This is a genomic window from Thermomonas brevis, assembly GCF_014395425.1.
Classification (GTDB): Bacteria; Pseudomonadota; Gammaproteobacteria; order Xanthomonadales; family Xanthomonadaceae; genus Thermomonas; species Thermomonas brevis.
Window position 1 is genome coordinate 2,150,453 of the sequence record NZ_CP060711.1, and the last position, 21,099, is coordinate 2,171,551.

16 protein-coding genes and 1 pseudogene are annotated in these 21,099 nt (G+C 71.5%); 12 read left to right on the forward strand and 5 right to left on the reverse strand.

Annotation, left to right across the window (positions count from 1 at the left end):
* Positions 1-22 precede the first annotated feature (22 nt).
* Both H9L17_RS09910 and H9L17_RS09915 read left to right on the forward strand, forming a co-directional pair.
* Positions 23-967, forward strand: a complete 945-nt coding sequence (locus tag H9L17_RS09910; RefSeq protein WP_187569303.1) for a cation diffusion facilitator family transporter — start codon at positions 23-25, stop codon at positions 965-967.
* A complete protein-coding gene (locus H9L17_RS09915) occupies positions 960-1,664 on the forward strand; it encodes a pseudouridine synthase (protein WP_246455070.1) in 705 nt (234 codons plus the stop codon). Before H9L17_RS09910 ends, H9L17_RS09915 begins: the two co-directional genes overlap by 8 nt.
* A gap of 3 nt (positions 1,665-1,667) precedes the next feature.
* On the opposite strand, the gene H9L17_RS09920 is transcribed toward H9L17_RS09915, so the two are convergent.
* A complete protein-coding gene (locus tag H9L17_RS09920) occupies positions 1,668-2,195 on the reverse strand; it encodes a DUF2059 domain-containing protein (protein WP_187569305.1) in 528 nt (175 codons plus the stop codon).
* 96 nt (positions 2,196-2,291) lie between these two features.
* On the opposite strand from H9L17_RS09920, the gene arfB reads away from it, so the two are divergent.
* From arfB to H9L17_RS09955, 7 genes are all read left to right on the forward strand, one after another.
* Complete coding sequence (gene arfB, locus H9L17_RS09925) at positions 2,292-2,705, forward strand: alternative ribosome rescue aminoacyl-tRNA hydrolase ArfB (protein ID WP_187569306.1); 414 nt, start codon at positions 2,292-2,294, stop codon at positions 2,703-2,705.
* A gap of 53 nt (positions 2,706-2,758) precedes the next feature.
* Entirely contained in the window at positions 2,759-3,349 is a 591-nt protein-coding gene (locus H9L17_RS09930) for a lysophospholipid acyltransferase family protein (RefSeq protein WP_187571932.1), read from the forward strand.
* A gap of 462 nt (positions 3,350-3,811) precedes the next feature.
* Positions 3,812-4,876 carry a HEAT repeat domain-containing protein gene (locus tag H9L17_RS09935; protein WP_187569307.1) on the forward strand — a complete coding sequence of 355 codons (1,065 nt, stop codon included), beginning with the start codon at positions 3,812-3,814 and terminating at the stop codon, positions 4,874-4,876.
* Positions 4,873-6,348, forward strand: a complete 1,476-nt coding sequence (locus tag H9L17_RS09940; protein WP_187569308.1) for a glycosyltransferase family 2 protein — start codon at positions 4,873-4,875, stop codon at positions 6,346-6,348. The genes H9L17_RS09935 and H9L17_RS09940 overlap by 4 nt, the downstream gene beginning before the upstream one ends.
* 60 nt (positions 6,349-6,408) lie before the next feature.
* Positions 6,409-7,704 carry a YaiO family outer membrane beta-barrel protein gene (locus H9L17_RS09945; protein ID WP_187569309.1) on the forward strand — a complete coding sequence of 432 codons (1,296 nt, stop codon included), beginning with the start codon at positions 6,409-6,411 and terminating at the stop codon, positions 7,702-7,704.
* A complete protein-coding gene (locus H9L17_RS09950) occupies positions 7,701-10,085 on the forward strand; it encodes an LTA synthase family protein (protein ID WP_187569310.1) in 2,385 nt (794 codons plus the stop codon). Before H9L17_RS09945 ends, H9L17_RS09950 begins: the two co-directional genes overlap by 4 nt.
* Complete coding sequence (locus tag H9L17_RS09955; protein ID WP_187569311.1) at positions 10,082-11,038, forward strand: glycoside hydrolase family 18 protein; 957 nt, start codon at positions 10,082-10,084, stop codon at positions 11,036-11,038. The genes H9L17_RS09950 and H9L17_RS09955 overlap by 4 nt, the downstream gene beginning before the upstream one ends.
* A 64-nt stretch (positions 11,039-11,102) precedes the next feature.
* On the opposite strand, the gene H9L17_RS09960 is transcribed toward H9L17_RS09955, so the two are convergent.
* The 3 genes from H9L17_RS09960 to H9L17_RS09970 all read right to left on the reverse strand — a co-directional run bounded on the left by H9L17_RS09960 (position 11,103) and on the right by H9L17_RS09970 (position 16,168).
* The gene (locus H9L17_RS09960; protein WP_187569312.1) at positions 11,103-14,180 is read right to left on the reverse strand and encodes a TonB-dependent receptor; all 3,078 of its coding nucleotides are present in this window, start codon (positions 14,178-14,180) and stop codon (positions 11,103-11,105) included.
* Between the two features lie 365 nt (positions 14,181-14,545).
* Positions 14,546-15,595: a FecR family protein gene (locus H9L17_RS09965; RefSeq protein WP_187569313.1), complete on the reverse strand. Its 1,050-nt coding sequence runs from the start codon at positions 15,593-15,595 to the stop codon at positions 14,546-14,548.
* Between the two features lie 3 nt (positions 15,596-15,598).
* Positions 15,599-16,168, reverse strand: a complete 570-nt coding sequence (locus tag H9L17_RS09970; protein WP_187569314.1) for an RNA polymerase sigma factor — start codon at positions 16,166-16,168, stop codon at positions 15,599-15,601.
* A gap of 287 nt (positions 16,169-16,455) precedes the next feature.
* On the opposite strand from H9L17_RS09970, the pseudogene H9L17_RS16200 reads away from it, so the two are divergent.
* A pseudogene (locus H9L17_RS16200) lies at positions 16,456-16,728 on the forward strand (isoaspartyl peptidase/L-asparaginase); the annotation flags it as partial.
* Positions 16,729-17,196: 468 nt separating this feature from the next.
* Positions 17,197-18,207: an isoaspartyl peptidase/L-asparaginase family protein gene (locus H9L17_RS16055; protein ID WP_246455216.1), complete on the forward strand. Its 1,011-nt coding sequence runs from the start codon at positions 17,197-17,199 to the stop codon at positions 18,205-18,207.
* 135 nt (positions 18,208-18,342) lie between these two features.
* Here the strand turns inward: H9L17_RS16055 and H9L17_RS09980 are convergent, their stop codons facing one another.
* Entirely contained in the window at positions 18,343-19,311 is a 969-nt protein-coding gene (locus H9L17_RS09980) for a LysR family transcriptional regulator (protein ID WP_187569316.1), read from the reverse strand.
* A 112-nt stretch (positions 19,312-19,423) separates the two neighbouring features.
* Between H9L17_RS09980 and aceB the strand changes: the two genes are divergently transcribed.
* On the forward strand, positions 19,424-21,040 hold the full coding sequence (gene aceB, locus H9L17_RS09985; RefSeq protein ID WP_425507329.1) for a malate synthase A: 1,617 nt from the start codon (positions 19,424-19,426) through the stop codon (positions 21,038-21,040).
* Positions 21,041-21,099: the final 59 nt, after the last annotated feature.

Here is a 21,099-nt window from a genome sequence, read left to right on the forward strand (position 1 = left end):
CATCTTCCGACGATCCAAGGCAATGGGCGCAGGACATCATCATTCCCACGGGCATGCGCACTCGCACGATGGCGGCGCCGGCCACAGCCACGTGCCCGCCGAGATCAAGCACGAGAGACCGCTGTGGATCGCGTTCGCGCTGACCCTGTGCGTGCTGCTGGTGGAAGTGGCCGGCGCGCTGCTGAGCAACAGCCTGGCGCTGCTGTCCGACGCCGCGCACATGCTCACCGACGTGGCCGCGCTGGGCATCTCGCTGTTCGCGGTGCGGATGAGCCGGCGGCCGGCGGACGCGCGCCGCAGCTACGGCTACGCGCGCATGGAAGCCATCGGCGCGCTGGTCAACGGTGGCCTGCTGTTCCTCGCGGCCGGCTACATCCTGTGGGAGGCGGTGCAGCGTTTCCGCGCGCCGCAGGCGGTGGCGTCGGAGGCGATGCTGGCCGTGGCGGTGCTGGGGCTGGTCGCCAACCTGGCGTCGATGCGGCTGCTGGCGGCGGGCGCGGGCGAGAGCCTCAACGTGAAGGGCGCCTACCTCGAAGTGTGGAGCGACATGCTCGGCTCGCTGGGCGTGATCGCCGGCGCGCTGCTGATCCGCTTCACCGGCTGGACCGTGGTCGATCCGATCATCGCGGTGCTGCTGGGCCTGTGGGTGCTGCCGCGCACCTGGCTGCTGCTGCGGCAGGCCGCGCACGTGCTGATGCAGGGCGTGCCGGCCGGCATCGACATGGACGACGTGCGCGACGCGATGGCCGCGGTGGCCGGCGTGGCCGCCGTGCACGACCTGCACGTGTGGGCGCTGGGCTCGCGCGAGCCGATCCTGACCGCGCACGTCCTGCTGGCGGAGGACACGAGCGACGCCGACGGCGTGCGCATCGCGGTGGCCGAACTGCTGCATGCGCGCTTCGGCATCGACCACGCGACCTTGCAGATGGAGGCGCGCCACTGCGGCGGCGGCGCCCTGCATGACTGACGGCGCGCTGCCGGTGCTGTACGCCGACGAAGCGCTGGCCGTGGTCTGCAAGCCGGCCGGCCTGATGGTCCACGACAGCGCGCTGGCGCGCGGCGAGACCGACTTCGCCGCCGACCGCCTGCGCGAGCAGTTCGGCAAGCCCATCTTCCTGGTGCATCGGCTGGACCGCGCCACCAGCGGCTGCCTGCTGCTGGCGTTCGACCGCGAAACGGCTTCGGCGCTCGGCAAGACCCTGATGTCGCACGAGGTCGAGAAAGACTACTGGGCGGTCTGCCGCGGCTGGCCGGCGGAGCGCGAATTCGTCGTCGATCATCCGCTGGACGGCGGCCCCGGCAAGCCGCAGAAGAAGGACGCGGTCACCGCGTTCGGGCTGCTGGCGACCTGCGAGCTGGCGCTGCCGTCCTCCGGCTTCGACACCTCGCGCTACGCGCTGCTGCGCGCCTCGCCGCGCACCGGCCGGTTCCGCCAGATCCGCCGACACCTCAAGCACCTGTCGCACCACCTGATCGGCGACACCAGCCACGGCGACGGCCGCCACAACCGCAATTTCCGCATGCTCGGCATCCACCGCATGCTGCTGCATGCGCGCCGGCTGGCGTTCGCGCATCCGCACGGCGGCGCGCGCGTCGAGGCGATCGCGCCGACGGATGCGGAGTTCGGCAAGGCGCTGGCGCTGTTCGACGCGCCAGCGCCGTAGGGTTCACTTCGCGCCGGCGGCCTGCTGCTCGATGGCGGTCTTCACTTCCTGCATCGCCGACAGCATCACCGGCTGGATTTCCTGCATGGTCAGCGCCATCGCCTGCGGCGCCTTCTTCAGGATCGAGGCGCCCTCGGGGCTGGCGTAGAACGCGGTCATCGCCTGCACTTCGCGCTTGCTGAAGACCTGCGCGTAGACCTTGCGGACGATGGGCTCCAGCGCGTCCCACGACAGATGCTTCTGAATGATGGCGTTGCTGGCGGCCATCGCCTCCTGCATCTGCTTGCGCTTGTCCTCGGTGAGGTCGTTGCCGAACGCGTCGGCCAGCATCTTTTCCTGGGCGGCGCCCATCTGCTGCATCATCCCGGCCATCATCGCCTTCATGTCCATCGCCTGCAGCAGGCGGTCCACGTCGGCGGCGCTGGCGGACTCGGCGGCAGCTTGGGCGGCGGCGGCTTGGGCGGGCGGTTCCGCGGCGATGGCCGGAGCGAAGGCGAACAGCAGGGCGAGCGACAGGCCGATCCGGCGCATGGTGGAACTCCGTTGGTGAAGAGGCGGCATCTTCGCAGCCGGGCACGGGCGCGGCAAACGAGGGCGGCGGCGGCGTCCGGACCTTAGAATCGCCGCATGCGAATCGGCCCTCTTTCCATCGACGACGACGAACTGGTCGAGCGCTTCGTGCGCGCCTCCGGGCCGGGCGGGCAGAACGTCAACAAGGTGGCGACCGCGGTCGAGCTGCGCTTCGACGTGGCGGGCTCGCCCTCGCTGCCGGAGCCGGTGCGCGCGCGGCTGCTGGCGAAGCGCGACCGGCGCATGACCGCCGACGGCGTGCTGGTGCTGTCCGCGCAGCGCTTCCGCACCCAGGAGCGCAACCGCGAGGATGCGCGGGCGCGGCTGGCCGCGTTCGTCGAAAGCGGGCTGCATGCGCCGAAGCCGCGTATCGCCACCAAGCCGTCGCGTGGGGCGAAGGAGCGCCGCTTGGGCGAAAAGCGCGGACGTGCGAGCATCAAGCAGGGGCGCAGCGGACGGGGTTGGGATTGAGCGACGACACGAAGCAGGGCGTGGTGCTGACGCTGCCGCCCAGCGCGCCGCGCATGCCGCGCAACCGCCCGGTGGAATGGCTGGCCCGCAGCGTGCTGCGGCTGGGCGGCTGGCGCATGGTCGGCGCGTTTCCGGACATCCCCAAGGCGGTGCTGATCGCCGCGCCGCATTCCTCCAACTGGGACGGCGTGTGGGGCATCGCCGCCAAGCTGGCGATGGGCGTGCGGCTGTCGATCCTGGGCAAGCACAGCCTGTTCCGCATCCCGCTGCTGGGCCCGCTGCTGCGCTGGCAGGGCGTGATCGCGGTGGACCGCGCGGCGTCGCACGGCATCGTCGGGCAGGCGGTCGAGGCGCTGCGCGGGGCCGAGCGCATGTGGTACGCGATCGCGCCGGAAGGCACCCGCAAATGGGTGGAGCAGTGGAAGCCGGGGTTCTGGCGGATCGCGCACGGCGCGGGGGTGCCGGTGATCCCGGCCTACTTCGACTACCCCAGTCGCACGATCGGCATCGGCCCGGCGTTCGAGACCACCGGCGACATGGCCGCCGACATCGCCCGCATCCAGCGCTGGTACGCGCCGTTCAAGGGGCGCCGGCACGACGTGGTGCAGCCGCCGGCCGACTCGCCGCAAAGCGCCGGTAACTGACGCGCAGCGTCGCTTTCCCGGGCCGGATGGCGCCCGGAAGACCCGCGATCCGGCGGGTTTTCCCGACTTGGCATGAGGATTGCGTCACACTATTGCAACCTCGTGACGCGCGCATCGGACGGGTGAGGAAAACGTCCGGCGCGAGGCGGCGCCTTCCCGCATCCGGCGAAACCGGCAACGCCGGTGCGAAGCGCAATGTCTGCGGCTTTCCCGCCAGCGGGAGAGGGCGGACGCCTGCGCGTTCCCGCATCGTTCCGCAACAGGTCGACATGTCCCAGCCCTGCAAACACGCGTTGTCCCGAGAGCTCCCGTGCCGCGCGCACCGGGACGGGCCGGCCGTGTCCGCGGCAGCGCCGCCGCGCGCGCCGCGCATCGGGCGGGCCGGCGGCTTCCCGGCGCCGGCGCGCGGGTGACCGGCATGGCGATGACGTCGCCTCCGCGTTCGCGGAGTGGAGCGCCTGCATGGCGATTCCGATGAACGCCGACGGCCAGGTCGCGGTGGCGTTCTGGGTCGGCATCTGCGTGACCGCGATGTCGCTGGCGCTGCTGGCGGTGGTGCTGGTGCTGCGCCAGCTCGCGCAGCGCCGCGAGCGCAACCACCTGCGCGCCACCGCGTTCTGGAAGCAGCTGCTGGGCGAGGCCATGCGCGCGCCGCCGGCGCAGGCGCCCGCGCTGCCGTGGCGCGACATGACCGGTTTCATGGACGCCTGGAACGAGCTGCACGACGCGCCCGGCGGCGCCGACAACGCCGGCATGCGCGCCGTCGCCGAACGGATCGGGCTGGCGCCGAAGCTGGAGCGGATGCTCGATCGCGGCAGCTTCCACGACCGGGTGATGGCGATCATCGCGATCGGCCATCTGCGCAGCGCGAGCAGCTTCGACCGGCTGACGGAGCTGGTCGGCGACGCCAGCCCGATCATCTCGATCAGCGCCGCCCGCGCGATGATGCGGATCGACGCCGCGCGCGCGGTGCAGAAAGTGGTGCCGCAGATCGAGGCGCGTCACGACTGGGTGGACGGCGGCATCGCGCAGATGCTGCACGAGGCCGGCCCGGACGCGATCCGCGCCGAGCTGGGCGCGGCGGTGCTGCGCGCCAACGACGACGTGGCGCCGCGACTGGTGCGCTTCCTTGCCGGGATCAGCCGGGAGGCGGCGACGCCGGTGATCGGCAGGATCCTCGCCGAGCCGCACGACGAGCACCTGGTGTCGACCTGCCTGCAGGTGATGAGCGAACTGGCCGATCTGGACAAGGTGCGCCCGCTGCTCACCCACCCGCGCTGGCACGTGCGCATGCACGCGGCGGCGGCCATCGGCCGGCTGGGCGGCGCGGACGACGCGGCGGCGCTGGAGCCGCTGCTGGCCGATCCGCAGTGGTGGGTGCGCTACCGCACCGCGCAGGCGCTGGAGCATCTGTTCCGGGGCGACGCCGCCCGGCTGGAGCGGCTGCGCGACGCGCAGGAAGACCGTTACGCGCGCGACATCGTCACCCAGGTGATGGCCGAGCGCGCGCTGGGAGAGACGCGATGAGCATTCCGCCGGAAGTGGCGACGTTCCTGCTGTGGCTGCAGTGGGGCTTCCTCGCCTATTTCATCTGCATCAACGTCGTCTACCTGGGGCTGAACTTCATCTCCATGTTCGCGATCCTGCGCTACGTGCGCGAGCACGGCGCCGGCTTCCGGATCAAGAACTTCGCCGACTACCAGCCGCCGGTCAGCATCGTGGTGCCGGCGCACAACGAGGAGCGCACCATCATCGCCACGGTGCGCTCGCTGCTGCGGCTGGGCTATCCGACCTTCGAGGTGGTGGTGGTCAACGACGGCTCGACCGACCGCACCTTGCAGGCGGTGGTCGACGAGTTCGGGCTGGTGGAATTCCCGGAGGCCTACCGCAGCCGCCTTCCCACCCAGCCGGTGGAGCGGATCTTCGCCTCGCCCAACAACGGCCGGGTGCGGGTGGTGGACAAGCGCAACGGCGGCAAGGCCGACGCGCTGAACGCCGGCATCAACACCGCGCGCTATCCGCTGTTCTGCGTGGTCGACGCCGACTGCATCCTGCAGCAGGACAGCCTGGCGCGGGTGGTGCAGCCGTTTCTGGAGGACTCCAGCATGATCGCCGCCGGCGGCGTGATCCGCATCGTCAACGGCTGCAAGGTCAAGGACGGCCTGCTGTCCGAGGTGGACCTGCCGGACCGCGCGCTGCCGCTGGTGCAGACCATGGAATACCTGCGCGCGTTCCTGTTCGGCCGGCTCGGCTGGTCGCCGCTCAACGCGCTGCTGATCATCTCCGGCGCGTTCGGCGTGTTCTACAAGGAGCGGGTGATCGCCGCCGGCGGCTACAAGAGCGATCTGGTGGGCGAGGACATGGAGATGGTGGTGCGCCTGCACGACCGCATGCGCGCGGAGAAGCGCCGCTACCGGATCGCCTTCGTCCCCGATCCGATCTGCTGGACCGAAGTCCCCTCCGACCTGCGCTCGCTCTACAGCCAGCGCGTGCGCTGGCAGCAGGGGCTGGCCGAGAGCCTGTTCGGCAACTGGCGGCTGATGTTCCGCCGCAACGGCGGCGCGGTGGGCTGGGTGGCGTATCCGTTCATGCTGCTGTTCGAATGCATCGGCCCGGTGATCGAGGTGCTGGGCTACGCCGCGGTGATCGTGCTGGGCCTGTGCGGGATGGTGTCGGCGGAGGCGTTCGTCGCCTTCCTGTTCGCCTCGGTGGGCCTGGGCGTCCTGCTGTCGGTCAACGCGCTGATGCTGGAGGAAATCTCCTTCCACCTGTACCCGCGCCCAGGCCAGCAGCTCAAGCTGTTCCTGGTGGCGGTCCTGGAGAACTTCGGCTACCGCCAGATGATGTCGCTGTTCCGGGTGATCGGCCTGCTGCGCTGGATGGGCAGGCTGCGCAGCCGCGCGAAGTGGGGCCACATGCGCCGCAGCGCCGACTGGCACGACGAACCCGGACAGGCGATCGCGCCGCAGGGTCCGGCCGGCAGCCCGGCGGCGTCCTGATCCCGGCGGCATCCCGCAGACGATTCCATTCCATCGCAGAACCGCGAAGAACCCATTCCCATGTCCATGAGCCTGCTGTTTCCCTCCATGCTCCAGGCCGCGCTGCTCACCGGCGGCGCGGGCGCGATGCAGACCACCGAACCGCCGGCGGCGCAGGACGCCGCCCCGGCCGCCGAAGGCTACGAAGCGAAGCTGCTGCGCGCGCGCGACCTCGCCACCTCCGGCGACCCTGCCCGGCGCGAGCGGGCGCTGGCGCTGTACGGCGAGATGCTGAGCGATTCTCCGGGCAACAGCGACGTGCTGCTGGCGCGCGGCCGCACCTATGCCTGGATGGGCCGCCACGCCGAGGCCGAGGCCGACCTGCGCGCGGTGACCGCGAGCAAGCCCGGCCATGCGGATGCCTGGTCGGCGCTGGGCGACCTGTACCTGTGGAGCGACCGCCCGCTGCTCGCGGTCGAAGCCTACGGCCGTTGGGCGACGCTGGCGCCGGATGCGCCCGAACCGCTGATCGCGCGCGGCCGCGCCCATCGCGCCGCCGGCCAACTGGACGCCGCGCGCGCCGACTTCGCCGCCGCCGGCCAGCGAGGCGCCGACGCCGCGCAGGTGGCCGACCTCGTCGACAGCGCGACGCCACGGCTGGCGGTGCCGGACGCGATGCGCGACGACGGCTACGCCTGGTCGCTGCGCGCCGGCATCGACCGCACCAGCTTCAGCGGCGGGCGCGCCGGCTGGACCGATTCCGGGCTGACCCTGCGGCGCAGGTTCGAGCGCGGCTCGCTGGGGCTGGAAGCGCTGAACGCCGACCACTTCGGCCGCAGCGACCGCGCCTGGGCGCTGGACGGCTACGTTTCGCTGTGGGCGCGCGCCTACGCCAACGTCCGCTACCAGCAGGGTCCCACCAGCGGCGTGCTGCCGCGGCAGTCCTGGCGGACCGAGCTGTTCCAGGGCGTGGGCAGCGGCTGGGAGCTGTCGGCCAGCATCGACCGCCTGCGCTTCAGCTCCGACACCGAGTTCTACGGCGTCGGCGTGGGCCGCTACGTCGGCGACTGGTACCTGCGCTACAAGTTGCAACACGTGCCGGGCGTCAGCTCGGGCAGCTGGAGCCATCGCCTGGTGGTGCGCAATTACTACAACGGCAACGCCGACGATTACGTCGAGGTGAGCGGCAGCACCGGCCGCAGCAGCGACCTCGACCGCAGCGGCGCGCTGGTGCGCAACAGCGACGCCTCGCTGGGCGTGTCGTGGACGCGCTATTTCCGTCCGGACTGGGGCTTCAAGCTGGGCGTCGGCTATTCCGACGACGCCGACGGCTTCGACGAGCGCCAGCTCTCCCTCGCGCTGTACCGACGCTGGTGAGGCGCGACAACGCACCCGTCGCCGCGGCGGCGGAGTCCGCGGCCTCGCGCCTGATCGGCTGGCTGCCGGCATTGCTGCTGGCGCAGCTGGCGCTGGCGCTGTGGTCGGCCAGCCGGGCGCTGCCCGCCGGCGTCTGGTCGCTGCCGGTGGTGGCCGTCGCCGCAGGCAACCAGCTGCTGTTCCTGCTGCGCGCGCTGCCGATACTGCTGTTGCTCGGCTGGCCGCTGGCGGCGCTGCCCGGCGAGCGCCTGCGCCGGCTGGCGGTGGGCGCGCTGTGGTCGATCTTCCTGCTGCTGCAGGTGGCGCTGGAGCAGTACTACCTGACCGCGCGGACGCCGCTGGGCGCCGACCTGTTCGGCTACAGCGCGATCGAGATCCGCACCACCCTGGGCGGCGCGGCGGTGCAGGGCATGGGCGCGGCCGGCTGGATCGGCGCGCTGCTGCCGCTGGCGGTGCTGTGGCTGGGCTTGGCATGGCGCGCGCGCCGCGGCGCGTGGCCGCTGGCGATGCCGGCGCTGCTGCTGGCGGGCGTGGCGGCGTGGTGGCTGCCGGTGGCGGTCGGCGTGCGCGGGCTGGGCAACGACGCGATGCGCGACATCGCCACCAGCAAGGGCGCGTATTTCGTCGCCGACGGCCTGCGCTGGCGGCGTTCGCTGCCGCAGGCACCGGCATCCGCATCGACCGTGCCGGTCGCGCAAGCCGCCGCGCATCCGCTCGATCCGGACTATCCGTTCCTGCATCCGGACGCCACGCCCGACGCGCTGGGCCCGTATTTCGGCCCGACCCGCAGCGGCCGGCCGCCCAATGTGGTGGTGATCGTGGTCGAAGGGCTGGGCCGCTCGTTCTCCGGGCCGGACGCCGCGCTGGGCAGCTTCACCCCGTTCCTCGACGAACTGGCCGGGCGCAGCCTGTACTTCGACAACTTCCTGTCCAACCAGGGCCGCACCTTCGGCGTGCTGCCGTCGCTGTTCGCCTCGCTGCCGGTGGCCGAGGAAGGCTTCGCCGCGCTCGGCCCGAAGATGCCGGCCCACGCCGGCCTGTTCAACGTGCTGCACCGGCAGGGCTACCGCAGCGCGTTCTACAGCGGCACCGACACCGGCTTCGACAACGAGCGCATGTTCCTGCAGCTGGAGGGCGTCGACGACATCGTCGACCTGCGCAACTTCGGCCCGGGCTACCAGCGCAATCCCTTCAGCGAATGGGGCTATCCGGACCGTGAGCTGGTGTCGCGGGTGCTGGCCGACAGCGGGCGCCTGCACGCGCCGTTCGTGCTCGGCATCCAGACCATCAGCATGCACACCGCCTACGCCTTCCCGGGGCAGGAGCGCTACCGGCGGCGGCTGGAGCAGCGGCTGGACGAACTCGGCATCCCGGCGTCGAAGCGCGCCGAATATCGCACGCATGCCGACATCTACAGCGCGATCCTCTACACCGACGACGAGCTGCGGCGCTATTTCGAGGCGGTCGCGAAGACGCCGTGGTACGCCGACACGATCTTCGTGGTCACCGGCGACCACCGGCTGGCCGAGCTGCCGCAGGACACCCACATCGAGCGCTACCACGTGCCGCTGATCGTGCATTCGCCGCTGCTGCGCCGGCCGGCGCGGATTCGCGCGGTGTCCTCGCACGCGGACGTGACGCCGTCGCTGCTGGCGCTGCTGTCCGGCACCTACGGCCTGAAGCGGCCGGCGCTGGCGACGTGGACGGGCAGCGGGCTGGACGTGGCGGAGACGTTCCGCAGCGTGCACGAGTTCCCGCTCAAGCAGACCAAGACCAGCGTCCCCGATTTCGTGGCCGGCCGCTGGTTCCTGCACGACGATCGCGTGTACGAACTGCAGGACGGCATCCGCGCGTCGGAGGTCGACGACGACCGCCTGCGCGCGCAGGTCGGGCAGCGGCTGCAAGCCTATCTGGCGGCCAACGCGGCCTTCCTGCGCCGCATGGCGCTGTCGCCGGAAGGCGGCATGCCGAAGCTGGCGGCGTTCGCCGCCGCGCCCGCGGCAGCGGCGCAGCAGGCCGCGCCGTCCGCGTTGCAGGCGCTGCCCGCCGGCCTGGGCCTGGACGACGTGCGGGTGGCGCGTTCCGCCGCCGATGTGCAGGTGGTGGCGACCTTCGTCAACGGCGACGCCGCCGACTCGCGCGCCTTCGTGCCGTTGGCGGTGCTGACGGGCGAGGACGGGAAGGAGCTGGGCGAGGGCTACGGTCGTTCGATCCGGCTGCAGGCGGGCGGGCGCCGCGAGGTGACGCTGTCGGTGGCCGCGCAGGCGCTGTCGCCGGGCCGCTATTTCGTCTCGGTGCTGCCCTCCGATCCGGACACCGGCAAGCCGCTCGGCCGCGGCCGCTATCACATCGCGCTGGACGTGCCGGAGCGCGCGCCGTGAGCCGACGCCTCGCGCGCGTCGCGCTGCTGATTGCGTCGCTGCTGGCGGGCGCCGCCTGCGCGCAGACGCCGACGCAGGCATCGCGCGCGGTGTGGACGTGGGAGGAGCCCTCCTACGCGATGCTGGATTCGCCGCAGGCGGCGGACGAGGCGCTGGCGTTCCTGCAGCGCAAGAAGATCGACGTCGTCTACCTGTACGCCGACGCGTTCGGCGACCGCAACCCGGTCGAACGGCAGAAGACGCTTTACCGCGATTTCATCCGCGCCGCGCACGCGCGCGGCATCCGGGTCTACGCGCTGCTGGGCTCGTGGTACCTGCACACCGAGCGCTACGTGCTGCCGCGCCACCACCGCAAGGCCAAGGCGATGCTGCAGCGGGTGCTGGACTACAACGCCGCCGCCGCGCCGGATGCGCGCTTCGACGGCGTGAACTACGACATCGAGCCGCACCTGCTGGACGAGTGGGAGGACGCCACCCGCCCGCGCCTGCTGCGCGGCTTTCTCGACATGAGCGCGGCGATGATGGAGGCCAAGCGCAAGTCGGGACAGACGCTGCCGATCGGGCCGGCGATGCCGTTCTGGTGGGACGGCATCGAGCTGGAGTGGCGCGGCGTGCGCAAGCCGGTCAGCGAGCACGTCATCGACCTGACCGACTACGTGGCGCTGATGGATTACCGCAATCGCGCGGACGGGCGCGATTCGATCCTCTCGCACGCGCAGGACGAGATGGCCTATGCCGACCGGGTCGGCAAACGGGTGGTGATCGGGCTGGAGTTCAATCCGGGCGAGCCGGCCAAGCTCAGCTTCCACGGCATGGACGAGGCCGCGTTCGAGGCCGAGGCCGGCAAGATCGAGGCCGCCTACGGGAAGCGGCCGGCGTTCGCCGGTTTCGTGTTCCACCACTACGAAGGCTATCGCCGCTTCGTCGGCGAGCCCGCGCCGGCGGCGGAGTAGGCGCCGCAAACGGAACGCCCCGGCGGGGCCGGGGCGTTCGCGGGTCGCATGGGCGGGGTGCCGGTCAGTCCAGCGCCTTGCCGCCCAGCTTCCAGGTGACCTGCACGAAGTACGCGCGGCCGATGGCGTCGAACCACGAGGTGTCGTAGTACGGATATGGCGTCCAGGTCGGGTCGCGCGGCGGCATCTTGTCGAGCAGGTTGTTGACCGTCAGCGAGACGCGCAGGTGGTCGTTGACGTCGTAGCGCGCGCCGGCGTTGAAGCGCCAGGTGGGCTGCGTCCAGGCGTCGTCGTCGTAGTTGGGGACGCGGCCCAGGTAGTTGCCGAACAGGCTGGCGCCCCACGCGCCGCGGTCCCAGTTCACGCCGGCGTTGGCCTTGGCGCGCGGCAGCGCCGGGCTGTAGGTGCTGTAGTGGAGCATGTCCTGCACCGGGTCGCCCGGGTACTGCTGGAAGGTGTGCTTCTGCACCCAGGTATAGTTGCCGCTGAAGCGGAAGTTGCCGGCCGCGGCGGTCTGCAGGCGGTAGTTGGCGGTGACGTCGACGCCGGAGGTCTGCTCGTTGGCGATGTTGATCGGGCCGAAGTGGACGCTGGTGATGTCGCCGTCCTCGTTGCGGATCACCCGGGCGATGGCGTCCTGGCAGGTCGGCGAGCCGGCGTCCACGCTCTGGCCGCTGTCGGTTACGCCGAGCCGGCAGTTGGCCTCGGTGATGCGCAGCAGTTCGCGGTCCTGGGTCTGCACCTGGTTGGCGACGCGGATCTTGTAGTAGTCCACGGTCAGGTCGAAGCTGGCGCTCGGCGACCACACGAAGCCGACCGAGCCCGACTTGCTGGTTTCAACGCCCAGCGCGGTGTTGCCGGAATAGACGTCGCGCGTGCTGATGTCCCAGCTGCCGTCGTCGTAGCAGTCGCCGTCGCTCATGCCCGGTTCGTCGCCGCGGCAGTGGAAGTAGTCGGTCGAAACCTTGCGGTAGTAGTCGTCGCCGGCGAACAGGTAGTGCATGTCGGGCGCGCGGAAGCCGGTGCCGTAGGAGCCGCGCACCAGCAGCGTGTCGAACGGGCGCCATTCCAGGCCGGCGCTCCAGGTGAACTTGCCCGGCTCGGCGTTGCCGTAGCGGTAGCGGTCGTAGCGGCCGGCCATGCTGGCGTCCAGGCGGGACGCCAGCGGCAGGCGCAGCTCGGCCGCCGCGCTCCAGTGGTGGCGGCTGCCGCTGCCGTCGCCGTAGCGCGGGCCGAAGTAGGCGTCGGCGGTCAGCGCCAGTGGATCGGGATTGATCGCGTAGGACTGGCGGCCGAACTCCATCGATGCGGCGAAGCCGGCGTCGCCCGCCGGCATCGCGAACAGCGCCGGGTTGTCGGCGGTGAAGCTGACGTTGCTGCTCTTGGCCTCGGGATGGAAGGTGGACATCGCCGCCAGCGAGGCGAACTCGGCTTCGGTCAGCGGCTTGAACAGCCGCTCCGGATCGGGCGCGTAGATCGCGTAGCCGTCGTCGTCGTAGCCCAGCCGTTCGCCGAGGAAGAACGTGTTGGCGGCTTCGGTGCGGATGCGCGGCATGCCCACGTCGGCGCGGTACTGCGAATGGTTGAAGGCCATTTCCCAGTTCCAGTCGTCGCCGATGCTGCCCTTCAGGCCGGTGGTCACCGACAGGGTCTTCTCGGTGGTGGTGTTCATGCGGCTGCCCAGGCCGCCGGCTTCCTCGGGGCTGAACTGGCGCTGCCAGGCCTCGATGTGGCCGGTGTTGGCGTTGTGGAACTCGCCGTAGTTGCTGCCGGTGGCGTTGGCGTCCTGGAACTGCCAGCCCATGTTGTCGCTGACGTCGTCGCTGGCGCCGTTGCCGGTCATCAGCTTGACCTCCTGGCGGCCCAGCTGCACGTCGGCGAACCACGACAGGCTGTCGTCGATGCGGTACTCGAACGAGCCGTAGGCGGTGGCGCCCTTGCGCTGGTTGGTGATGGTGCGGTGCGCGGCGACGCGGTCGCTGCCGCAGTAGGGCTCGCCGTATTCGTCCTCGGACAGCGTGGTGCTGCTGCCGTACAGGCCGCCCAGCGCGGCGCAGCCGCCTTCCGGATCCATCGCCACGTCGTCATCCACGTCGTAGCGGCGCGCGACCAGGCCGTGCAGCCGGCTGTCCTCGCTCGGGCCGTCGAGGGTGGAATCCTGGATCTTGCGGCGGAAGCCCCACAGCGGGCGCTTGTCGATCAGCTCCAGGCCGACGATGCCGGTGAAGCCGCCGCGCTCGAAGCCGCCGGTCAGGGTCAGGTTGTGCGACTCGCCGCCGCCGCGGCTGGTGTCGCCGTAGCGGTAGTCGATGGTGACGCCGTCGGTGGACTTCTTGAGGATGAAGTTGATCACGCCGGCCATCGCGTCGGAGCCGTACACGGCCGAGGCGCTGCCGGTCAGCACTTCGATCCGGTCGATCATCCCCAGCGGGATGTTGCCGATGTCGGTGAAGTTGCTCTTGCCGTTGAGCGGCAGCGGAAAGTCGGCGATGCGGCGGCCGTTGACCAGCACCAGCGTGTGGTTGGGGCCGAGGCCGCGCAGGTCCACCGCCTGCGCGCCGGGCGTGGACTGGGCGCCGGTGGTGTTCTGCTGGCCCTGCACGGTGCCGCTGTTCTGGCTGAGCGAACGCAGCACGTCCGGCACGCTGGTGAAGCCGGCGGCCTGGATCTGCTCGGCGGTGACGATCGTGATCGGCGCCGGGCCCTCCACCTGCGCGCGCGGGATGCGCGAGCCCGTCACCTGGATCGCCTGCAGATTGGTGACCGGCGCGTCGGTGGCGGCCTGCGCGGGCCGGGCCTGCGGGGCCGGGCGCGGCGGCGCGAACGGCTTCGCGGGGGCGGCCGCGGGCACGATCAGCACCGCGCCGGAGGCGTCGCGCTGGGCGCGGAAGCCGCTGCCCTTGAGCAGCGCGTCGAGCGACTGCGGCGACGCCGCCTGCCCGCTCAGCCCGGCGCTGCGCGCGCCCTTGAGCTGGTCGGCGCGATAGACCAGCTGGGTGCCGGTCTGGCGCGCGTAGGCGTCCAGCGCGGAGGCGAGGTCGCCGGCGGGAATGTCGAGGCGGGCGGTCTGCGCCTGCGCCGCGAGGGCGGCGGAGCAGGCCAGCGACAGCAGCAGGACGCGGAGCGGGCGTGACGGTTTCATCGGGTTCCCCAAGAGGCGCTCGAAGCGGCGCCGTTGCCTGATCGTGACGAACGATCGCGAAAAATCCCCCCGCTCGTTGCGGAGCGGCCATGTTTTTCCTTCACCGTTTGGGGCGAGGGCGTGCCGCTTGCGCGCCAATGGCGCATGCGCGTCCGAACGGCCTGCGCGCTGCGCAGGGCCGGGGCGCGGAGCGAGGTGCCCGCAGGGCGGAGGAGGGTGCGGCGCGCAAGGAACAATCGGGCTTGCCTCTCGCCCGTATTACTCGCGCCACACGTGGCACTCATCCCTGCGGGGCCGGCGGCACCGTCTTGGACGCTTTTGCGACCGCAGTCGGCACCGCACTTCCGACGGGAGAGGGGAATGCTCTAGCGCGAACGCAGCACGATCCGGTCTGCGCCGATCTCGGCCCGCACCGGGAAGCCCGCTTCCAGCAGCCGCGCGAAACCTTCCTCGTTGTCCCAGCGGAAGCTGCCGCCGACCCGCAGCGCGCCGGCCTCGGCATCGGCCACCACCAGCTTGCGCGCGTTGTAGCGGTTGAATTCGGCGGCCACCTCGCCCAGCGGCGCGTCGCGGAAGGCCAGCAGGCCGTCGCGCCAGTCCAGCAGCTGCTGCGCCTCGGCCAGCGGCAGGCTGCGCACCAGCAGGTTGCCGCCGCGCACCAGCGCCACGCTGCCGGCCGGCAGCAGCGCGGACGGCTGGGCGACGCCGTCGGCGGGCGGCGCGTCCAGCCGCACCGTGCCCTCGGTCACCACCACCCGCAGGTCGGCGGCGTCGCGGCGCACCGAGAAGCGCGTGCCCACCGCCACCGCGCGGTAGCCGTCGGCGGCCACGGTGAACGGCCGCTGCCTGTCTTTGGCGACCTCGAAGATCGCCTCGCCGGCGGTCAGGTCGACGTCGCGCGCGCTGTGCGACAGCCGCACGTCGATCCCGCTGGCGCTGGCCAGCGTGGCGCGCGAGCCGTCGGCCAGCGGCAGGGTGCGCACCTCGCCCAGCGCGGTGCGGTACGAGGCAGCGTCGACCTGCGCGTGGCTGCGCCAGCCCCAGGCGACGGCCAGCGCGCAGCCGGCCACCGCCGCCGCCAGGGCGAAGCGCAGGGCACTGCGACCCCGCGCCGGCCGCGCCAGCGCCGGCCGCTGCGCCATCGCCTGCAGCATCTGCTCGCGGCGGCTGGCGGGCGCTGCCTGCCAATGCCCGCGCGCGGGCGCATCGCCGCCCTGCCAGCCGGCGCCGAGCGCCTGCAGCCGGCCGCCTTCCTCCCACGCCGCCTGCAGGCGCAGGAAGGCGACCCGGTGCGCGGTGTCCGCCTCCAGCCAGCACGCCAGCGCGGCCTCGTCGCCCGCGTTCCAGCGCCCGCCGTCGCGGCGCGCCAGCCAGCCGGCCGCGGCCTGCTCGATCGCCATGCTGTCCGCGGCCATCGCTCAGTCCGCCCGCCGCCGCGCGCCGGCGTCTGCCGCATCGGATTCCGCCCGCGCGCGTGCCTCGCCGGCGAACAGGCCGTCGGCGAGCAGGCGCATGCCCTTGGCGATGTGTTTTTCCACGGTCTTTTCGCTGATTCCCAGGCGCAACGCCACGTCCTTTTGCGACAACTCCTCCACCCGCCGCAGCCACACCACCTCGCGGCAGCGGTCCGGCAGCCGGTCGAACGCCTCGGACAGCCGCCGCAGCGCCTGCCGGCCACCGCACCAGCGTTCCGGCGACACCTCATCCACGAGGACGTGCGAAGGCTCGAAATCACCCATCGGCTCGATCGACACCACCTTGCCGCGGCGCAGCCGGTCGGTCATCAGGTGGCGCGCGCTGGCGAACAGGAACGCCTTCGGCTGGGTCGGCAGCGCCTTCGCGGCGGCTTCGTACAGCCGCGCGTAGAGTTCCTGGCGCAGGTCGTGCAGCTCCTCGCGGTGCGGCCAGTGGCGCTGCAGGAAGCGCATCAGCGCTTCCTCGTGGACCAGGATTTCGTGGACGAACCAGCGGTCGAGCTCGGTCTGCATCCGCCTACCATAGCGAAAGCGCGGACGGGCGGCGGGGGAAAACGCGCGTCCGTTCGTCCAATGACGTAACCGCCAACAACTGGGAAAGGCTGACGATGAAGCGACGTGCCGGCTGGTCGATGATGCTTGCTGCAATGCTGGCGACGCTGCCGTCGCTGCCCGCGTGGGCGGCCGACACCGGCCACTACGTGCTCGGCGACGTCGCCGCGAAGACGCCCGGCAAGGTGCAGCCGGGCCTGCTGCTGATGGGCGGCGGCGACCGCAACTTCGACGCGCTGCGCTGGTTCATGGCGCATGCCGGCAACGGCCACGTGGTGGTGCTGCGCGCTTCGCAGGCGGGCGAGATCGGCGAGGAGTTCTTCAACGAGGTCGGCGGGATCAAGTCGGTCGAAACCTTCGTGTTCAACGACCGCGAAGCCGCCAGCGACCCGAAGATCCTGGCCGCGCTCAGGCGCGCCGACGGCATCTTCATCGCCGGCGGCGACCAGTCGCGCTACGTGCGCTACTGGCGCGGCACGCCGGTGGCCGCCGCGCTGGACGCGCACGTCAAGGCCGGCAAGCCGCTGGGCGGCACCAGCGCGGGCCTGGCGATGCTCGGCGAATACCTGTACGGCGCGATGGACGGCGGCAGCCAGATCAGCCCGCGCGCGCTGGCCGATCCGCTGGGCCCGGACAACACCATCGAGACGGACTTCCTGCACCTCGCGGCGCTGAAGGGCGTGGTCACCGACACCCACTTCAGCGAGCGCGGCCGGCTCGGCCGCCTGGTCGCCTTCGTGGCGAAGGCGGAATCGATGGCCGGCCGGCCGCTGCTGGGGCTGGGCGTGGACGAGGACGCCGCGGTCGCGGTGGAAGGCGACGGCAGCGCGCGCGTCTATGCGACCGCGCCGGGCGCGGGCGCGATCGTGGTGCGCGGCGGCTTCGACAGGCAGGCCGAGGACGAGCCGATGCGCCAGGCCGGCATCGAGACCGAGGTGGCCGGCGTGGACTCCGTGCTGCACCTGCCGGAAGGCCGCGTCGAGAAGCCGCTGGCGCAGCGCCGCTACGCCGTGCGCGACGGCGTGCTGGCGGCGCTGGACGCGCCGACGCTGGTGATCCATGGCGGCGCCGGCGTCGAGCCGGGCGACCTGACCGCCGCCGAGGAAGCCGAGGTCAAGCGCGCGCTGGAAGCGGCGCTGCGCGCCGGCCACGCCAAGCTGCAATCCGGCGCCACGTCGCTGGACGCGGTCACCGCCGCGATCACCGTGCTGGAGGACGACCCGCACTTCAACGCCGGCCGCGGCGCGGTGTTCACCCACGACGGCCGCAACGAACTCGACACCTCGATCATGGACGGCGCCACCGGCCGCGCCGGCGCGGCGGCGGGCCTGCACCGGGTGAAGAATCCGATCACCCTGGCACGCGCGATCATGGACAGGTCGAAGCACGTGATGATGGTCGGCGACGGCGCGGAGATGTTCGCGAAGGAGCAGGGCATCGCGCTGGTCGATCCGTCCTACTTCCGCACCGAGAAGCGCTGGAAGGCGTTGCAGAACGCGCTGAAGGAAGAGGCGCAGGCGCAGGCCAGCAACGTCCCGCTGGTGCTGCCGGGCAAGGCCTACTTCGGCACCGTCGGCGCGCTGGCGCTGGACGCGCAGGGGCATCTGGCGGCCGGCACCTCGACCGGCGGCATGACCAACAAGCGCTACGGCCGCGTCGGCGATTCGCCGATCATCGGCGCCGGCACCTGGGCCGACGCGCGCTGCGCGGTGTCCGGCACCGGCTGGGGCGAGTTCTACATCCGCGCCGCCGCCGCGCACGAAATCTGCGCGCGCGTGCGCCTGGCCGGCGAGCCGCTGGCGAAGGCCGGCGACGGCGTGATCAACCGCGACATCCCCAAGGCCGGCGGCGACGGCGGCGCGATCGCGCTGGGTGCGGACGGCAGCGTCGCCTTCCCGTTCAACACCGGCGGCATGTACCGCGGCTGGATCGGCGCGGACGGCGTGCCGCATGTGGCGATCTACAAGACGGATGCGCTGGAGATGCCGGGGCGGGATTGAGCCGGCTCGCGGAGCAGAAGCGTTTTTGACGCGGATCAACGCGGATAAACACGGATCTTTTCGATTCGAAATCCGTTTTTATCCGCGTTGATCCGCGTCCAATTTCTCTTCATCCCAACCCGGAGTCAGGGGCGGTTACCGCTCCGAATGCCCGCTTTCGTCGTACCCGCGCGGCGCCAGCGCTTCCGGCTGGATCAGCTCGACGAAGGCGCGCGCCTGCGCCGACAGGAACTTGCCCTTGCGCATCACGATCCCGTAGCTGCGCGACGGAAACCAGCGCGCCAGCGAGCGCGCCGCCAGCCGCTGGCGGTCGGCTTCGGTCAGGCAGATCGCGGTCACGATACTGATGCCGAGGCCCATCGCCACGTACTGCTTGATCACCTCCCAGCCGCCCACTTCCAGCGCCACCGTGTACGGCACGCGGTTCTGCTGGAACACCAGGTCGACCAGCCGGTAGGTGGTCAGGCGCTTGGGCGGCAGGATCAGGCCGTAGGGCGACAGGTCTTCCAGCGACAGCTCGCGCTTGCCCGCCAGCGGATGGTCGGGCGGGGTGATCAGCATCGGTTCGAAGCGGTACACCGGCGCGTAGGTCAGGTCGGCCGGCACGTCCAGCATCGAACCCACCGCCAGGTCCACGCCGTCGCTGCGCAGCAGGTCCAGGCCGCTGGCGCCGGTGACGTTGTGCAGGCTCAGGCGCACGTCGGCGTGGCGCTGGCGGAACGCGTCGACGATGCCCGGCAGCAGGTACAGGATGGTCGAGCTGCCGGCGGCCACGTGCAGCTCGCCCGCGTCCAGCCCGCGCACCTGCTCGCGGAAATTGGCGGCCAGGCCGTCCAGCCCTTCCACCAGCGGGCGCGCCATTTCGTACAGCAGCTCGCCCTCGCGGGTGGGGGTGAGGCGGCGGCCGCTGCGCTCCAGCAGGCGCGTGCCCAGCTCGCGCTCCAGCGCCTGCAATTGCAGGGTCACCGCCGGCTGGCTGAGGTACAGCGCTTCGGCCGCGCGCGAGATCGAGCCCAGCCGCGCCACTTGGCAGAACGCCCGCAGCGGCTTCAGGCGCGAGCCCTTGTAGGCGAAACGCAGGGCGGCGGAGGGGCTGTTCGCCATGTTCTCGATGACAGTATTTGGAAATTTAATACTAATCATTGACAAATCTGCTTTGTCAAATACCACACGCAGGCGGATGGTTGGCTTCCCCACACGTTCCACGGAGATGCCGATGTCCGCCGTGCTGCAAGACCGCCCCGGCGAGGGCGTGGAGATCACCCGCCGCCTGCCCGGGCAGGACGCCCTGCTGCCGCCGGCCGCGCTGGCCTTCCTGGCCGGGCTGCACCGCCGCTTCGAGGGCGAGCGCCAGGCCCGGCTGGCCGCCCGCCGCGCCCGCCAGCAGGCCTTCGACGCCGGCGCGCTGCCGGACTTCCGCGCCGACACCGCGCACATCCGCGCCGGCGACTGGACGGTAGCCCCGGCGCCGGCCGCGCTGCAGGACCGCCGCGTCGAGATCACCGGCCCGGTCGATCCGAAGATGGTCATCAACGCGCTGAACTCCGGCGCCAACTGCTACATGGCCGACTTCGAGGATTCCACCTCGCCGACCTGGACCAACCTGCTGACCGGCCAGCAGGCGCTGCGCGCGGCCATCAACGGCGCGCTGGTGTTCGACGGCGGCGGCAAGCGCTACGAACTGCGCCCGCAGGCCGAGCAGGCGGTGCTGATCGTGCGCCCGCGCGGCTGGCATCTGGATGAGAAGCACGTGCTGGTGGACGGCGAGCGGATGTCGGCGTCGCTGTTCGACGCCGGTCTGTTCGCCTTCCACAACGCCCGCGCGCTGGCCGGTCGCGACCGCGGCCCGTACTTCTACCTGCCCAAGCTGGAATCGATGGAAGAGGCGGCGCTGTGGGAACGGGCGCTGTCCGCCATCGAGGCGGAGCTGGGCCTGCCGCACGGGCAGATGAAGGCGACGGTGCTGATCGAGACGCTGCCGGCCGCGTTCGAGATGGACGAGATCCTGTTCGCGCTGAAGGACCGCATCGCCGGCCTCAACTGCGGGCGCTGGGACTACATCTTCAGCTGCATCAAGACCCTGCGCCGGCACCGCGGCCACGTGCTGCCGGAGCGCGGCCAGGTGACGATGACCCAGCCGTTCCTGCGCGCGTACTCGGAGTTGCTGATCCGCACCTGCCACCGCCGCGGCGCGCACGCGATGGGCGGCATGGCCGCGCAGATCCCGATCCGCGACGACGCCGAGGCCAACGCCGCCGCGCTGGCCCGCGTCCGCGCCGACAAGCTGCGTGAGGTGACCGCCGGCCACGACGGCACCTGGGTGGCACACCCGGCGCTGATCCCGCTGGCGCGCGAGGTGTTCGACGCGCGCATGCCCGGCCCGAACCAGCTGCGGGTGGCGCGCGAGGATGTGCACGTCGAGCGCGACGATCTGCTCAAGCCGGTGCTGGGCACGATCACCCGCGCCGGCTTCGAGAACAATGTCGAGGTCTGCGTGCGCTATCTGGCCGCCTGGCTGGACGGCAACGGCTGCGTGCCGATCCACCATCTGATGGAGGACGCCGCCACCGCCGAGATCGCTCGCGCCCAGCTCTGGCAATGGCTGCACTTTTCCGACGACGGGGGCGAGCCGCTGTCGCTGGACGACGGCACCCCGGTCGATTTCGCCCTGCTGGAGCGCGCCCTGATCGGCCTGCCGAGCCGGCTGGGCGATCCCCGCAGCGTTCCCGGCGCGGCCCGCGTGGCCGAGGCCATCGGGATGCTCGACCGCCTCACCCACGCCGAGGAACTGGCCGAGTTCCTCACCTTGCCTGCCTACGAACGCATCGACTGAGCCGCTTGTCTCCCTCCCCTTCAAGGGGAGGGCCGGGGTGGGGATGGTGTTCCCCATTG

Bases quoted from the DNA above. Each gene is read 5' to 3' on its own strand.
- H9L17_RS09910 (WP_187569303.1), top strand. From the start codon at position 23: ATGGGCGCAGGACATCATCATTCCCACGGGCATGCGCACTCGCACGAT.
- H9L17_RS09915 (WP_246455070.1), top strand. From the start codon at position 960: ATGACTGACGGCGCGCTGCCGGTGCTGTACGCCGACGAAGCGCTGGCC.
- H9L17_RS09920 (WP_187569305.1), bottom strand. From the start codon at position 2,195: ATGCGCCGGATCGGCCTGTCGCTCGCCCTGCTGTTCGCCTTCGCTCCG.
- arfB (WP_187569306.1), top strand. From the start codon at position 2,292: ATGCGAATCGGCCCTCTTTCCATCGACGACGACGAACTGGTCGAGCGC.
- H9L17_RS09930 (WP_187571932.1), top strand. From the start codon at position 2,759: ATGCCGCGCAACCGCCCGGTGGAATGGCTGGCCCGCAGCGTGCTGCGG.
- H9L17_RS09935 (WP_187569307.1), top strand. From the start codon at position 3,812: ATGGCGATTCCGATGAACGCCGACGGCCAGGTCGCGGTGGCGTTCTGG.
- H9L17_RS09940 (WP_187569308.1), top strand. From the start codon at position 4,873: ATGAGCATTCCGCCGGAAGTGGCGACGTTCCTGCTGTGGCTGCAGTGG.
- H9L17_RS09945 (WP_187569309.1), top strand. From the start codon at position 6,409: ATGTCCATGAGCCTGCTGTTTCCCTCCATGCTCCAGGCCGCGCTGCTC.
- H9L17_RS09960 (WP_187569312.1), bottom strand. From the start codon at position 14,180: ATGAAACCGTCACGCCCGCTCCGCGTCCTGCTGCTGTCGCTGGCCTGC.
- H9L17_RS09965 (WP_187569313.1), bottom strand. From the start codon at position 15,595: ATGGCCGCGGACAGCATGGCGATCGAGCAGGCCGCGGCCGGCTGGCTG.
- H9L17_RS09970 (WP_187569314.1), bottom strand. From the start codon at position 16,168: ATGCAGACCGAGCTCGACCGCTGGTTCGTCCACGAAATCCTGGTCCAC.
- H9L17_RS09980 (WP_187569316.1), bottom strand. From the start codon at position 19,311: ATGGCGAACAGCCCCTCCGCCGCCCTGCGTTTCGCCTACAAGGGCTCG.
- aceB (WP_425507329.1), top strand. From the start codon at position 19,424: ATGTCCGCCGTGCTGCAAGACCGCCCCGGCGAGGGCGTGGAGATCACC.